Origin of the sequence: Anaerotruncus sp. 1XD42-93 (assembly GCF_009917605.1) — a bacterium.
In the GTDB taxonomy this organism is placed as follows: Bacteria; Bacillota; Clostridia; order Oscillospirales; family Ruminococcaceae; genus Anaerotruncus.
Window position 1 is genome coordinate 117,975 of sequence record NZ_QZEG01000003.1, and the last position, 14,812, is coordinate 132,786.

Here is a 14,812-nt window from a genome sequence, read left to right on the forward strand (position 1 = left end):
AACATCCTCCACTCTATTCTGTCAAAACAGACCGCCGTGGGTGCCGGCGGTCTGTTCTCAGTTTCATTTCTGTTTGTTCTGCGCCGCTTTATAGTTCTGCCAGGTTGCCCAGAGAGGACCGGCAAGGCAAACCGACGAATAGGCGCCCGCAACCATGCCAATCAGCATTGGGAGCGAGAAAACGAGGATTGATTCCACATGATAGATGACCGAGATGACACAGACCGTTCCCATCGCAATCACGGTTGAAACCGTTGTATTGATCGAACGCGTCAGGCTCTGGTTGATCGAGACATTGACTACCTCGTCAACCGTCACCTTACTCCCGAGCAAGCGTTTATTTTCACGAATCCGGTCGTAGACCACGATAGTCGCATTGATCGAATAGCCCAAAATGGTCAGGGCTACCGCGATAAAGCTGTCCCCGATTGGGAACCGGAAAAGCACAAACGCTGCAAACACGTACATCACATCGTGGAGCAGGGCGACCACCGAGAATACACCTGCCGACCATCCGCCCATCCTGCGGAACCGGTAGGCGATATACAGGATCATCAAAACAGCTGCTGCTGCAACTGCTACCATGGACTTGACGAAGAAATCCCGCCCGATCGCCGGGTCAACATTGCTGGTCGAGACAACCTCTATCTTGTTGTCCGGGAACTTCTCCTGAAGTGCGGAGGTAATCGCAATCTGCTGGTCAGGGCTGATCCCCTCTTTCACCGACAGGTTCGCAACATAGTTGGTTCTGCCGGTCACGACATCCTGCTGCTCCTGCACCGAAATCTGCTGGCCAAAAGCCTGCTGAATCGTGTCCTCAAACTGGCCCTTGTCAACCGACCCTTCAAATGAGTAGGTTACCAGCGAACCGCCCCGGAAGTTGATGTCCAGCTCTACGCCAAACACCAGAGAGGCGACCAGCGTAACCACCAGCACGACACAGGGAATGGTAAACCAGAGCTTTCTGCGTCCTACAATATCACGCATCACTTCTCACCTCCAAACAGCCAGGGTTTCCGGAAGGCTTTATATTTCGAGATTGATTTTAACATCAGACGGGAAGCGGTGACCCCCATCAGGAAGTTGAAGATCACGCCGACAATCAGGGTATAACCAAACGAATAGATCGCGCCGGTTGCGGAAGGCCCAAACCAGCGGAAAATTGGGCTGAACAGATTGCCCAGAATGCTGTTTGGCGGTCCAAACGCGCCCATCAGCACCGCAGCCACCAGCACCATTGTGATATTGCCGTCAAAAATCGCTGCAAAGGTGCGCTGGAAACCCGAATCGATCGCGCCTTCCAGGGTTCTTCCGTTTTTCAGCTCCTCCTTGATGCGCTCCGACGTGATGACATTCGCATCCACGCCCATACCGATCGAGAGGATGATGCCCGCGATACCCGGCAGTGTCAGGGTGAACGACGGGGCATTCCCGAAGAAACCGGAAATGCAGGCTACCGAGCCGGCAACTTGTCCAACAAGCGCGATACAGGCCACCACACCCGGCAGGCGGTAGAGCACAATGATATAGAGCGAAACCAGAGCGAATGCAACCGCCCCTGCCATAACCATCGCGTCACGCGCACCCATCCCAAGGGTCGGGGAAATCGAAGAGAAGTTCTCGGTCTCGAGCTTGAACGGGAGCGCACCGCCGTTAATCTTGTCCGCAAGGGATTTGGCCTCCTCCGCAGTGAATGCATACTGGCCGGAGCCTCCCGAGATGATCGCTTCCCCGCTCGGAATCTGCTGGTTGACGTTCGGTGCGGAGATCATGGTATCGTCCATCCAGATCGAAATTTTCTGCCCGACCAGGCGCCCGGTAGCGTCCGCAAACAGTTTCGCACCCTCGCTGGTCAGCTTGAGCGAGACAATATATTCGTTATTCTCCGGATTGATCCCCGCTTCGGCTTTTTCAACGTCTTTCCCCTCAAGGATCACCGGCCCGCTGGTGTTCTCCCGGAAGGTCAGAAGCGCTGTCTCCCCCAGCTCTTTCACAGCGGTTTCAGGGTTGAAGTCGCTCTCCCCTTCTTTCCAGGGAAATCGAACGATAATGCGGTCCTTATTATAATCGGTATAAACCTCGGAATCGGTGATGTTCTGCGAAACCAGACGCACCTTGATGATTGATTCCGCGGCAGCCATTTCGTCGTCGGTCGCGTCATAATCGTCCGGCGGGCTGAATGTTACATCCACGCCGCCCCGGATGTCGATGCCCCAGCGTATATCGCCCGCGCCCTTGATGAACGTGGTCTTGTTGTCCCCATAGCTGTACGAAAGCCCAAAGAACGACATCGCTGTAAGCAGGACGATAACCGCGACAACCACGAAAAACATCGGCTTGCCAACTTTTTTCATCTGCTTAATCCTCCTTGCACCGCGCCGCACAGCTGTGGGCGCGCCAATTGCCGCAATACGGCACTTTTTCTATTATAGGTGAAACTGCTAAAAAAGTCAATCAGATTTTGGAGCTGAACCCGTATTCTGCCTATGTTGCAAAGTAAAAATTCTGTGGTATGATAGGCAGGAAACCTGATTTTTGGTTTCATCTCAAAATACTGTCAGCGGAACAAAGACAGGAAAACCAAAAAGGAGTTGTTATCATGCGTTCCCCAAATCGGGCATTATCTCTTTTGAGATGCTATGGCCCGCTGGTGCTCGGCGCTTCCATTCTTTCGTTTGGGCTTTATAACGTGCACAGCCAGAGTGGGATCACCGAAGGCGGTGTACTGGGGATGACCCTGCTGCTTCACCACTGGTTCGGCATTTCCCCATCTATCAGTGGTTTCCTGATGGACGTGAGCTGTTATCTGCTTGCATTTCGGTTTCTGGGAACCTCGTTCGCCCGGTACGCACTCGTTGCCAGTTGTAGTTTTGCGGTTTCCTACGCATTTTATGAGCGGTTTCCACCGCTTCTTCCCGATCTTTCCGGACACCCGCTGACCGCTGCGGTAGTTGGAGGGCTTTTTGTTGGGCTGGGAGTCGGGCTGGTGGTGCGCAGAGGCGGCGCTTCCGGCGGGGACGACGCGCTCGCGCTGGTGATCTCCCATCTCACCCGAATCCCGATCTCCCGCGCGTACCTTTCCACAGACCTCACCGTTCTGGCGCTCTCTCTGAGCTATCTCCCGCTGAGCAAGATTGCCTGCTCGCTTGTGACTGTCACCATCTCCTCTTATGTAATCGGGAAGGTGCACACATACGGCGAACAGGCAAAACCTGAGCCGGCATGACAGTGGATCAAGCAGGAGAATAGATGCCTGTGTGAAAAATATTACAGCAGCTCTAGATGTGCGCCACTCCGCTGCAAAATCCAAAGAACAAGCGGTCGAAAAAACAGAACATAAAAAGAGCACTCCGCGCCTTTTCAGGGCGCGGAGCTGTTTATTCCTGGATAGTGACGGTTACCGGCGTCTCCAGCGTCCCGACCAGATCGAGCGTCTGAGGGTCGACCGCGTTGATGTAAGCGGTCGCGGGATAGGCTCCAGGAGAGCCTGGGATCAGCTTGAGGGATGCCTTTTCTATGTACTGGTTGGGGGCGATAAACTGGGACTGGTAACAAACCGACTCGGAGCCCTCCAGCCGGATTTCGACCACCATCAGATACTGATTGACAGCCGGATTCCCAATCAGCAGTTCCCCATCCTTCCCGTTCCTGGTAAAGGACGGGGCGGTATTGAGCTGATACACGAAGTCGGTTTCACTGGCTGGCTGCCCCACGTTTTCAGAGCCAGGAAGCCTGCCGATTTTGGCGGCGGGGTCCAAGCCCTCCACCTGATAGATCCGCTGGATTTCGTTTCTGTCGATCCCGCCTCTAAAAAAAAGAAATACGCCGAATCCGATCAGCAGAGTGCACAACAGCGAAAGCATCAAAACAAGGAACAGATTGGTGCGGGAGCGCGACCTGTATCTGACCGACATAAAAACACCTGCCTTAAAAAATTTTGCGTAGGATTTTGGGCCGAAACCACTCGACATAGAATCGCAGTACCTGGGTCAGCATGGAATCATACATCAAAAAGGTGAGATTTGCCATGCCTAGGACAATATATGTGGCATATTGTCCAAAACTGCCCCAGCCGTCAAGAAGGTCCGGGATGCCAAACACATAGAGGCAGATATAATAAAATGCTACAAGCACCAGATTAAAAAGTACGAGCTTTGCCAGATAGGCGAACGGGCGAAAAAGCCGTTGGAATACCGGGCGGATCATCGGATAATAGCCCAGCAGAAGAATGAACAACAGCTTTGCTTCCTGGTCAGGGATCAAAAAAAGGGAAAGCAAAGAAACCGAGAGATAAACCATCAAAGCTGTCCGAACACCATTCTCCTCTGAAACGGCAATCAGGACAATCCCCGCAAAGGCGGGAAAAACGTAGGAAGAAAACGGGATCAACCCGGTCATGAACAGCATCAGCAGGCAGACCGCGGCGGAGAGCCCGCCGATTGCAACCTGTGTACTTTTTTTCATAGAGTGCCTCCAAAGCGGGATGGGATAGAAACCAAAGCCTGTTTCAAAAAGGATGTTCCGATTTTTTGACCAGGCTTTAGAAGCAGCCGCCGCAATCCATGCAGCAGTTGGCGCAGTAGAGCGCAGCACAGATATCACAGCAGCTGCATGGCGCAGCATTCATGTGCGTCGTATATCCGCCCTGGCCATAACGGGCCTGACCGGTCTGACGCTGCCAGAGAAGCTGGTTATAAGCCGCAGAATACTCCCTGTTCTGGGGATTCATTGCACACGCCTTCTGGAAACTCTGGAGCGCGTCGTCCAGCCATCCGCGGGAATAGTAGATGCTGCCTTTCAGAAAATACCACTCTGCATCCCGGCTGCCGGCCGAAACCCCGTCCAACAGTTCCTGTGCCTCGGCGAGCCTTCCCGCATTGATCATTCTGCGGATGTCCGCAAACTGGGATGAGCCGCCATAGCCGCCGGTATAGCCACCGCCGCCATAGGTGGAACCGCCCTGCCCGGCCTTGCGCTGTGCAAGGATCGCATCGTACGCCTGATTGATCTCCTGCATCTTTTCTTCCGCAAGGTCAGAGAGCGGATTGTTCACATAGTTGTCGGGGTGATACTTTTTAGCAAGCTCCCGGTAGGCAGATTTCACCTGCTCATCCGTTGCAGTGGGGGAAACCCCTAAGACCTTATAAGGATCTGTCATCTGCGTTTCGTCTCCTTTGGCAACAAGATTCGTTCAACGGTATCGCGAAGCCCCAAATAGACAATGTTGTCCAAGATCGGCTTATAATACTGCAAGTCAAGCAGGTCATATGTTTTTTCCAGCTCGGCGATCGTGAGGAACAGGGAGCCTTTCGCGTTCTCCCGGATGGCCGCGAGCTGTTCGTCCGAGGGGGTGCCATCCAGATGCTCCCGCAGCAGAAAGGCGTTGTAGCTGCCCTGACGAACATCTTCCTCCAGATCGTCCAGCGCATCCGCAAGATAGACATACCGCCCCAGCAGATACCCAAACCGCAGCAGCACCCGTTTGCAGCCGGGTTCCTCCGAAAGCTGCCCGCAAAGCCCCGAAAGCGCAAGGGCGGTCGGCTCACTCGCCTGATCCACACTGTCACACCGCTCGCTTTCGATCAGACTCTGCCTGCTGATCGTCTCATAGAGGATTGAGGCTGTTTCGGGATAGACGTCCGCCGCTTTCCGGTAGGCAAACCATACCAAAGGCTTGCAGGCCAGAGAACCCAACCGCTGAACAAACCCGCCGTCGTTATAATTGTCGAGCAGTTTGAAATAGAGGGTCAGCATTGCGGCCCCCCCTGCGAACTCCAAAGCCCCGCTTTCTTCACAACACGGCGCTTTTTTCAGTGGGTTCAGCATACACCGCCGAAGCGAAAAATCCTGCGGCTTGTCTTGGAGTGACATCTGAAGCAGCGCAAGAAAGGTAAAATCATAGCTGAGGGTGAGCCGAGAGAATGGGCCGTATGTGCGGCCCAGCTGCTTACACAGTCCACAGTAAACCGCCTTGTAGGTTTCGTATTCACAAACCCGCATCTGCGGCTTAAAGGGCTTCACATATCCAAACATAGTGTGCTCCATTACAAGATACTTAACGATACCAGTTTACACGAATCAGCTTCCAATTTGTTTAATAAACTATGAATTGTCTAAAAAACCCTGTAAATTTGTAGCGAAAAGACCGCGCAGACTGTCACAACCGATCAGAACGCCGGATTCTTTTTATTCGCGTCTGTTTGAAACCGGCTGAGAACGTGTTTCACGCTTTCTTTGCCGAAGATACAAAACGAATTCCCTGCGTTTACAGAAGATTGAACAGAAAAATAGCAAGTCCCAGAAGAACCAAAATGACCCCGGTCGCCTGGTTTAACGTCTTTGGTTCTGCCTTATTCGCAAAGATTGCCGCAACTCTGGCCCACAGGAAGGTAAAAAGTATGCATAACGCCATAACCAACCAGTCCGGGGAGCCGCCAATCCGGAAATGGGAAACAGCACCAGTCAGTGCGGTAAACGTCATGATAAATACGCTGGTGCCGACGGCTGTCTTCAGTTCATATCCCAGAACGGAGGTCAGTATCAGGAGCATCATCATGCCGCCACCCGCTCCGACAAACCCGCAGATGAAGCCGATGAGGATTCCACAGGCAACCGATTGAACCGCCCTTTTCCCGGGGGCTGTCCGCTTCATCGCTTCCTTGGTGGTCATCACCGGTCTCACAATAAATTTGATGCCGAGAAGGAAGGTCATAAATATTGAAAAATTCCCCATCGCCGCAGAAGGGATCAGGCTCGAAACATAACTCCCAACGACGGTGAACAATAAAACGCTGCACATCATGAGGAATCCATTTCTGATGTCCAGATTTTGATTCTTTTTATAGGTGTAGGCGGATACTGCGCTCGCCAGCACATCAGACGAAAGTGCAATTCCAACCGCCATATAGGGCTCTATATGCAGAAAGCTGATAAGCATGGGACTGATTACGGCAGCGGCGCTCATCCCTGCAAAGCCGGTCCCGAGGCCCGCGCCCATACCGGCAAAAAAGGTCACTGCGATTGTCATAAGCAGTTCCATATCAAATCTTCCCCTTCATCATGTTCGTTGTATTTTGATCAATCCTGTCCAATGTTCCAAGGAAATTCTGGTACTGTGCCGCATCAATGCCCTGGAAAAGCTGCTCTAAAAACTGGTTTTGAATGATATGCCCCTGTTCTATAAAAGGAGCGGCTTTTTCGGTACAGACCAAAATCGTTTTCCTGCGGTCTCCGGGCGCAGACCTTCGCTCCAGCAGCCCTTCATTCACCAGGCGATCCACATTGATCGAAACAAGATTGGCCTTGATGCCTCTGATTTGCACAATATCCCGCGCAGTATTCAGGTTCGGATTGTTTGCAAGAAACATGAGGATGTCAAAAGCAGTCTGCGGAATCTGTGTCTTCTTGCAGATTCCCTTGCAGATCTGTCCATAGGCCCGCAGAATTTTATAAGGCAGCTCAATCCCCTTTATAAAGTCCATAGATTCACTTCCTTATTATTCAAAAATGAACTATTCAATTTTAGAATTACTATAGCAAAAACAGCATATCTTGTCAACCTACCCTTTCTCGAAAAATGCTTTTAGAGTGGCCTTTTCGAAAAAACGTCGAATTTTCCTCCACTGGCACTTGACGAACCTTTCCGCTTCTGCTATAATTTACTGGTTAGTCACGGGATCATGTCCTGTAACTTCAACATCCTTGCTCTGTCCGTTCGAGGCAGGGCCTAAAGTCCAAAAGGAGGTGTTCAAATGGCACAGCTGAAAGCAAATTACGAGACTGTCATGGTATTCAGTGTGAAGAACGGTGAGGAATCGGTGAACGCTCTGGTTGAGAAGTTCAACACTCTGATCGCCGACAATGCGACCATCAACAAGGTGGATACCTGGGGGCAGCGCACACTGGCCTACCCGATCAACGACGAGACGGTTGGTCATTATGTAGTTGTTGAGTTTACCTCGTCCCCAGAATTCCCTGCAGAGCTTGACCGTATCTACAAGATTACGGACGGCGTTCTTCGCAGCCTGATCGTTGCGAAAGAGGAAGCAACCCAGGCGGAGGAAGCATAAGGACAAGGATGGTGTACGGCTATGTTAAATAGAGCGATCCTGATGGGCCGTCTCGTTGCCGATCCTGAACTGAGGCAGACCCCAAACGGCATTTCGGTCTGTTCGTTCACCATTGCGATCGACCGCAACTACGCCAAGGACCGGGAACGTCAGGCTGATTTTATCGACATCGTTGCATGGCGGCAGAGCGCGGAATTTGTTTCGCGGTATTTTGCCAAAGGCAAGATGATTATTGTGGAGGGTTCGATTCAGACCCGCCTCTATGAGGATAAAAACGGCAATAAGCGCAAGGCGGTTGAAGTGGTCGCGGATAATGTGCAGTTCGGCGAATCCAAAAATGCCAGTGCGGGCGCACCGCAGGATTATCGTACCCCTGCGCCAACACAGGCTCCCCCTCAGCCCGCTGTTTCCTATTCGAGCGGTGATGTGGGCGACTTTGCCGAGATGCCTGCTGATTCGGACGATCTGCCGTTCTAATTAACTAGAGTATTCTCCCCCGCATTTTCCGCGGCACACTGAAGAAACCGTATAAGGAGGTTTGTGATTATGGCTTTCGAGAGAGAAAACAGAGGTCCCCGCTCCGGCGGCAGAAAAGGCAGAAAAAAAGTCTGCTCGTTCTGTGTCGATAAGCTCGGCCCGATCGATTATAAGGATGTCCCGCGCCTGAGAAGATACCTGAGCGAACGTGCAAAAATCGTTCCCCGCCGTGTAACCGGTACCTGTGCGCGCCATCAGCGTCAGCTTACCATTGCGATTAAGCGCGCCCGTCATCTTGGTCTGCTGCCCTATGTCAGCGACTAATTTTTGCTGATAGATACGAACTATTTTTTATGGCTGCTGTTTCTGGAAACAGCAGCCATATTTTAAACGATGGAAAAAGAGGTAAACAAAAAGTAGATGCCTTTTGTTTACCCCTTTTTTTGATTCTCCCCCAAGCCTTCCCTTTTCGGATTTTTTTATTTGGTTTTTGTTCACACTGTTCACATCGGATACATTGATCGTTTGTGGATTTTATGGTAGTATTTTGAACATGGAATGTAAAATGAAAGAAGGACGATTATGAACTGGCTTAGAAGGATGATGTACGGAAGATATGGTTCGGATCAGCTCAATGTTGCGATGCTGGTCTTGAGTATTGCGCTCTTGCTGGTCAGCAGGCTTCTGCGGATCCGGATTTTTTATTGGTTTTCGTTTATTCTGTTGGTACTCTGCTACCTGCGGATGTTTTCCCGCAATATCACGCGGCGGCATGAAGAAAACCAGAAGTTCCTGCGCTACTGGTTCCCCATGCGTGAACGATGGTACCGGATGACCGATAACCTGCGGGACTGCCGCACCCACCGCCATTTTAAATGCCGCAACTGCGGGCAAAAGCTGCGTGTTCCACGCGGCCGCGGAAAGGTAAGCATCACCTGTCCCAGATGTGGAAATCAGTTTCTGGGGAAAACCTGATGAAATCCTGTAATTTTACCAAAAAACACCTTGGCGTATCTCTAAAAATATGGTAAAATCAGCACATACTGACCCGACAACCCGTACGGCCGTTGCTTACAGGAGGTGTGGATTTGCGGCGTTCTTTAACCTACAATGCAAAACATCCCAGCGATTTCATCCAATCCACCATGCTCATCTTTTCCCTCTTGCTGATCGGATATGGCTTCCTGTTTAATCCGCCTTGGCAGATCGCAATCGGGCTTTATCAGATCGTCACCACGCAGGCGGTCTTAATTACCGATTCCATGCTGATTGGTGGAGTTGGCGCGGCATTCGTCAATGCGGGGCTGGTGACGCTCATCTCGGTTTTTCTGCTTCGGATAGCCAAGGTCCCATTTTCCGGAATCAGTGTGGCCTGCCTGTTTTTGATGGCGGGTTTTTCCCTGTTCGGTAAAGACATCAGCAACATCTTCCCTATCATCATCGGGGGCTACCTCTACTCTCTCTATAAGCAAGAGCCTTTTTCCCGTTATATCTACATATCCCTTTTCGGAACAGCGCTCGCTCCGGTCGTCACCGAGATCGCTTCGATCGGGCAGAATGGCACCCCGCTTTTTCGCTATCTTATCGGCTGTCTGATCGGTCTGCTGATCGGGTTTGTTCTGCCGCCGCTCGCCGCCTATACCTTGCGGGTGCACCAGGGATACAATCTCTATAATGTCGGCTTTACTGCCGGATTGATCGGCATGGTGCTCGCTTCCCTGTTCAAATCCTTCGGACATGAGTTTGATTCCCGGATGGTTTGGAGCACCGGGTATAACCTGCCGTTTTCAATCTTCCTGTTTTTACTCTTTGGAATTATGGTTTTTACCGGCTTTTGGCTAAATGGGAAGTGCTTTTCCGGTTTTTCCCGTATCCATCGCCACACTGGCCGCTCGGTGGCGGACTTCATCCTGCTCGACGGTTACCCCCTCGTGCTGATTAACATGGGAGTGGTTGGTGGTTTCGCGACCGCTTATGTGCTGCTGGTCGGTGGTGATCTCAATGGCCCGACAATCGGCGGTATCCTGACCATCTGTGGATTTGGTGCATTTGGTAAGCATATGCGCAATATCGTCCCAGTGATGGCGGGGGTGGTCATAAGCTCTTATTTTATGGTCTGGAAGTTGGATTCCCCCAGCGTGCTTTTGGCAGCCCTTTTTTCGACCGGGCTCGCCCCGATCTCTGGGCAGTACGGCTGGAAATGGGGGATCCTTGCGGGAATCCTGCACGCTTCGGTCGTGCTCAACACCAACATTCTACACGGCGGATTGAATCTTTACAACAACGGATTTGCTGCGGGGCTGGTCTGTATGGTGCTGTTGCCGCTGATCGAGGCATTCCGCAAAGAAGATGGTGATTAGGGCTTGCTTGAAAACTGTAAACCGGACGATCATTTTAGCTTTCAGGCAGCCCCTGGATGGTTCAGGAAGCAGCGCTTCGCTGTTTCGCGATAAAAACAGGAAAGGAAGTGGTAGGGATGAATGCGACTATCAAAAAGATGACCCGAATTATGGATGAGCTGACCTATTTTTTCTTTAGTGTCGGCTCTCAGGGGATACAGATTAACCTGCTGCAGCTGGAAAACGGATGCGAACTGCACTTTTCAAGCGGATACAGCCCTTCGGAGCGCGCCCGGGTCAACGACCTTGAACGCTTTCTACAGGTGGAAGAATCCGAACGGGACCAAAGCCTGGAGGAATTTTTCTGGCAGCTCGCAGGCTCTAACCGTAACGGGGGCGGGCAGGACTCCGAACTGCATTTGATTGGGCAGATGATCGACCGCGCTTCGGTACAGATCACCGACGAACGGGTGGATCTGGTGCTTTTCAAACAGCGGGATTGACAGGGCTGGTACTTGCAGGAAAAAATGCGTTTTTCCTGCTTTTCCCGATACAGGAGACAAAAAACTGCATTAGGTTGTGTTTTTTGCAGGAAAATTTGCGGAAAAACGGAAGGATTCTAGCAATTTGTGCGAAACTGGTGTATACTGGGCTAGTAATTCACCGCCTGTGAGCGGGGTTGAAGAAGTGGAAGACCAAAATAAATAACGGAGGCGTTTATTATGGCAAGAGAAGTAGTACTGGTTGGCGCTGTGCGTACCGCGCTCGGCAGAATGGGCGGCTCGCTGGCGAATGTTCCGGCGGCGGAGATGGGTTCTATCGTGATTAAGGAAGCGCTCAACCGCGCCGGGGTCAAGCCGGAGGCGGTCGATGAGGTGCTGATGGGCTGTGTGCTCCAGGGCGCTTTGGGGCAGAACGTTGCACGTCAGGCCGCAGTGAAGGCGGGCGTTCCGGTCGACGTCCCTGCACTGACTGTCAATAACGTCTGCGGCTCCGGCCTGAAATGCGTCAACATGGCGGCTGCAATGATCCTAGCCGGTGAAGCGGATATCATCGTTGCAGGCGGCATGGAGAATATGTCGGCGGCTCCGTTTGCGCTGCCGCAGGCGCGTTACGGCTACCGCATGAACAACGGCACGCTGGTTGACACAATGATTAAAGATGCGCTCTGGGATGCGTTCAATGACTACCATATGGGCATCACCGCAGAGAATGTCGCCGAGAAATATGGCATCACCCGCGAGATGCAGGATGCGTTTGCCGCGCAGAGCCAGCAGAAATGTGAAGCTGCCCGGAAAGCCGGTAAATTTGATGAAGAGATCGTCCCGGTGCCGGTCAAGGTGAAAAAAGAGACCGTGATGTTCGATAAGGACGAGTTCCCGCGCGACGGTGTGACCGTTGAAGGGCTTGCAAAGCTCAAGGGCGCATTCAAGAAGGACGGCACCGTCACCGCTGCAAACGCTTCCGGCATCAATGACGGTGCGGCTGCGATCGTCGTCATGAGCGCTGAAAAAGCGGCTGAACTGGGCATCAAGCCGATGGCGAAATGGATCGGCGGTGCCTCCGCTGGTGTCGACCCGGCATACATGGGCATTGGCCCTGCCGCCTCTACCCAAAAACTGTTTGCAAAGACCGGACTCAAGATCGAGGATATGGACCTAATCGAGGCAAACGAGGCATTCGCGGCACAGGCACTGGCCGTTGGCATGGACCTGAAATGGGATCCCGCCAAGGTCAATGTCAATGGCGGCGCCATCTCGATTGGACATCCGGTCGGTGCATCCGGCTGCCGTATCCTGGTTACCCTGCTCTATGAGCTGAAACGCCGTGAAGCCGGTAAGGGCCTTGCTACCCTCTGCGTCGGCGGCGGCATGGGTGTGTCGGCGGTTGTCGAAAATATCAAATAAGGATTTTTCCAGCAGGCCGCCGGGAACGGCGGCCTACATCCCATTTCTTCCGGAACCGGTTCCGGGACATTGTTGTATGTGTGGCGGTTTTGAACCGCGTATGTGTGAGAAGTATTTTTTAGGAGGATTTGTGTGGAATTTGTAAAGTATGAGCAAAAGGGCTTTGTAGGGATCATGACGATCAACCGTCCAAAGGCGATGAATGCGCTCAATGCACAGGTGTTGGATGAGATGGCTGAAACGATCGACAACATCTTGATTGACGAAACCCGCTGCCTGATTATCACCGGAGGGGGAGAAAAAGCCTTTGTTGCGGGGGCTGACATCGCTATGATGCGTGAAATGACCCACGAGGAAGGCAAAGAGTGGAGCCGTAAGGGCAACAGTGTTTTCCGGTCGCTTACCACCCTGCCGATCCCGGTCATCGCCGCAGTCAACGGATACGCATTGGGCGGCGGCTGTGAGCTTGCATCCGCCTGTGATATTCGCATCGCGTCTCACAATGCTGTTTTTTCTCAGCCGGAGGTTTCTCTTGGCATCACCGCCGGGTTCGGCGGCACCCAGCGGCTCGCCCGTATCGTCGGGTTTGGCTGGGCCAAAGAGATGCTCTACACCGCAGGGCGGATCGATGCAAACACTGCGCTCCAGATCGGGTTGGTCAACCATGTCTATCCGCAGGAAAGCCTGATGGAAGAGGCGGTCAAGCTGGCGGAGCGGATCGCCGCAAATGCCCCCATCGCGGTTCGTGCAACCAAAATGGCGGTCAACCGCGGACAGGATGTGGGGAATCAATGGTCGCTGGAGGTCGAGTCCGACCAGTTCAGCACCTGTTTCGAGAGCGAGGACCAGCATAATGCCATGCTTGCATTCCTCGAAAAACGCAAACCAGGCGCATTCTTGAACCGTTAACGGTGAAATTTGAAAAATCAGGAGGTATCCGAAGATGAAAGTTGGAGTAATCGGCGCGGGAACGATGGGTTCCGGTATCGCGCAGGCGTTCGCAGTTACGGATGGATATGAGGTTGTCCTCTGCGACATCTCAGAGGAATTTGCTGCCGGCGGCAAGCAGAGGATCGAGAAAAACCTCTCCCGACTGGTTTCAAAAGGCAAGATGGAGCAGGCCAAGATGGACGACATTCTCGGCCGTATTACGACTGGGCTGAATGACAAGGTGGCCGACTGCGATCTCGTTGTGGAAGCTGCGCTCGAGCGGATGGATCTGAAAAAAGAACTGTTCTCAAAATTGCAGGGGATCTGCAAACCCGAGACGATCTTCGCGTCCAATACCTCTTCCCTCTCGCTGACCGAGATGTCCAAAGGGCTGGACCGTCCGGTGGTCGGAATGCACTTTTTCAATCCCGCCCCTGTCATGAAGCTGGTGGAAGTGATCGCCGGTCTCCAGACTACCCCCGAGACAATGGAAAAAATCTTCGCAATTGCAAAAGAGATCGGTAAAGTGCCGGTCGAGGTGAAAGAGGCGGCGGGTTTCGTAGTCAACCGTGTCCTGATCCCAATGATTAACGAAGGCATTGGCATCTATGCGGATGGAGTCGCTTCGGTGGAGGACATTGATACCGCCATGAAACTTGGCGCAAACCACCCGATGGGGCCGCTGGAGCTGGGCGACCTGGTCGGGCTGGATGTTTGCCTCGCAATCATGGAGGTTCTCTACGCTGAATTCGGCGATCCCAAATACCGTCCGCATCCCCTGCTCCGCAAGATGGTTCGCGGCGGTATGCTCGGCAGGAAAACAGGCAAAGGCTTCTACGATTACACCAATCGGTAATGTCTGCGCGCTCCATCTTTTGAAGTGGCTGACACCCCGCAGGTTTTGGGCCGTTGCCGGCAGTCCTCCGCAATGGATGCCATGGGCCTGCAAAGGATCAAAGCGATCCTTTGCACCTGCTTCGGCTGTGATCGGGAAGTAAAATATAGCAGGAGGAACGTATATGGACTTTGTATTGAGCAAAGAGCAGGAAATGGCGCGGCAGCTGTTCCGTGATTTCGCGGAAAAAGAGGT

The 14,812-nt window shown here is 52.6% G+C and carries 18 protein-coding genes; 10 read left to right on the top strand and 8 right to left on the bottom strand.

All coding sequences use genetic code 11. The features are described 5' to 3' along the window. Positions 1-63 precede the first annotated feature (63 nt). Positions 64-987, bottom strand: coding sequence for a protein translocase subunit SecF (gene secF, locus D5269_RS02330; RefSeq protein ID WP_016316073.1), 924 nt, complete (start codon positions 985-987; stop codon positions 64-66). Continuing rightward, positions 987-2,354, bottom strand: coding sequence for a preprotein translocase subunit SecD (locus tag D5269_RS02335; protein WP_016316072.1), 1,368 nt, complete (start codon positions 2,352-2,354; stop codon positions 987-989). Before D5269_RS02335 ends, secF begins: the two co-directional genes overlap by 1 nt. Before the next feature lie 245 nt (positions 2,355-2,599). Between D5269_RS02335 and D5269_RS02340 the strand changes: the two genes are divergently transcribed. After that, positions 2,600-3,226, top strand: coding sequence for a YitT family protein (locus D5269_RS02340; protein WP_207709091.1), 627 nt, complete (start codon positions 2,600-2,602; stop codon positions 3,224-3,226). Positions 3,227-3,377: 151 nt separating this feature from the next. Here D5269_RS02340 and D5269_RS02345 read toward each other — a convergent pair whose 3' ends face one another. The 6 genes from D5269_RS02345 to D5269_RS02370 all read right to left on the bottom strand — a co-directional run bounded on the left by D5269_RS02345 (position 3,378) and on the right by D5269_RS02370 (position 7,481). Next, a complete protein-coding gene (locus D5269_RS02345) occupies positions 3,378-3,914 on the bottom strand; it encodes a hypothetical protein (RefSeq protein ID WP_166545122.1) in 537 nt (178 codons plus the stop codon). A gap of 13 nt (positions 3,915-3,927) precedes the next feature. Continuing rightward, a complete protein-coding gene (locus tag D5269_RS02350) occupies positions 3,928-4,464 on the bottom strand; it encodes a hypothetical protein (protein WP_016316069.1) in 537 nt (178 codons plus the stop codon). Between the two features lie 76 nt (positions 4,465-4,540). Further along, complete coding sequence (locus D5269_RS02355) at positions 4,541-5,158, bottom strand: DnaJ domain-containing protein (protein WP_016316068.1); 618 nt, start codon at positions 5,156-5,158, stop codon at positions 4,541-4,543. Continuing rightward, complete coding sequence (locus D5269_RS02360; RefSeq protein WP_120482000.1) at positions 5,155-6,033, bottom strand: DUF5685 family protein; 879 nt, start codon at positions 6,031-6,033, stop codon at positions 5,155-5,157. The genes D5269_RS02355 and D5269_RS02360 overlap by 4 nt, the downstream gene beginning before the upstream one ends. 232 nt (positions 6,034-6,265) lie before the next feature. Beyond that, the gene (locus D5269_RS02365; RefSeq protein WP_120482002.1) at positions 6,266-7,039 is read right to left on the bottom strand and encodes a sulfite exporter TauE/SafE family protein; all 774 of its coding nucleotides are present in this window, start codon (positions 7,037-7,039) and stop codon (positions 6,266-6,268) included. Between the two features lies 1 nt (position 7,040). Further along, positions 7,041-7,481, bottom strand: coding sequence for a MarR family transcriptional regulator (locus D5269_RS02370; protein ID WP_120482004.1), 441 nt, complete (start codon positions 7,479-7,481; stop codon positions 7,041-7,043). Between the two features lie 270 nt (positions 7,482-7,751). On the opposite strand from D5269_RS02370, the gene rpsF reads away from it, so the two are divergent. From rpsF to D5269_RS02415, 9 genes are all read left to right on the top strand, one after another. Next, positions 7,752-8,069, top strand: a complete 318-nt coding sequence (rpsF, locus tag D5269_RS02375; protein WP_016316064.1) for a 30S ribosomal protein S6 — start codon at positions 7,752-7,754, stop codon at positions 8,067-8,069. Between the two features lie 21 nt (positions 8,070-8,090). Beyond that, entirely contained in the window at positions 8,091-8,546 is a 456-nt protein-coding gene (locus tag D5269_RS02380) for a single-stranded DNA-binding protein (protein WP_016316063.1), read from the top strand. Positions 8,547-8,615: 69 nt separating this feature from the next. Next, positions 8,616-8,870: a 30S ribosomal protein S18 gene (gene rpsR / locus D5269_RS02385; protein ID WP_016316062.1), complete on the top strand. Its 255-nt coding sequence runs from the start codon at positions 8,616-8,618 to the stop codon at positions 8,868-8,870. Between the two features lie 258 nt (positions 8,871-9,128). Then, positions 9,129-9,521 carry a hypothetical protein gene (locus tag D5269_RS02390; RefSeq protein ID WP_120482006.1) on the top strand — a complete coding sequence of 131 codons (393 nt, stop codon included), beginning with the start codon at positions 9,129-9,131 and terminating at the stop codon, positions 9,519-9,521. Between the two features lie 113 nt (positions 9,522-9,634). Next, complete coding sequence (locus D5269_RS02395) at positions 9,635-10,906, top strand: DUF1576 domain-containing protein (protein WP_243126546.1); 1,272 nt, start codon at positions 9,635-9,637, stop codon at positions 10,904-10,906. 116 nt (positions 10,907-11,022) lie between these two features. Then, on the top strand, positions 11,023-11,388 hold the full coding sequence (locus tag D5269_RS02400) for a hypothetical protein (protein ID WP_166545123.1): 366 nt from the start codon (positions 11,023-11,025) through the stop codon (positions 11,386-11,388). 219 nt (positions 11,389-11,607) lie between these two features. After that, positions 11,608-12,792, top strand: coding sequence for an acetyl-CoA C-acetyltransferase (locus D5269_RS02405; RefSeq protein ID WP_016316058.1), 1,185 nt, complete (start codon positions 11,608-11,610; stop codon positions 12,790-12,792). Between the two features lie 132 nt (positions 12,793-12,924). Then, positions 12,925-13,701: an enoyl-CoA hydratase-related protein gene (locus D5269_RS02410; protein ID WP_016316057.1), complete on the top strand. Its 777-nt coding sequence runs from the start codon at positions 12,925-12,927 to the stop codon at positions 13,699-13,701. A gap of 34 nt (positions 13,702-13,735) precedes the next feature. Further along, the gene (locus D5269_RS02415; RefSeq protein WP_016316056.1) at positions 13,736-14,578 is read left to right on the top strand and encodes a 3-hydroxybutyryl-CoA dehydrogenase; all 843 of its coding nucleotides are present in this window, start codon (positions 13,736-13,738) and stop codon (positions 14,576-14,578) included. The last annotated feature ends 234 nt before the right edge of the window (positions 14,579-14,812 follow it).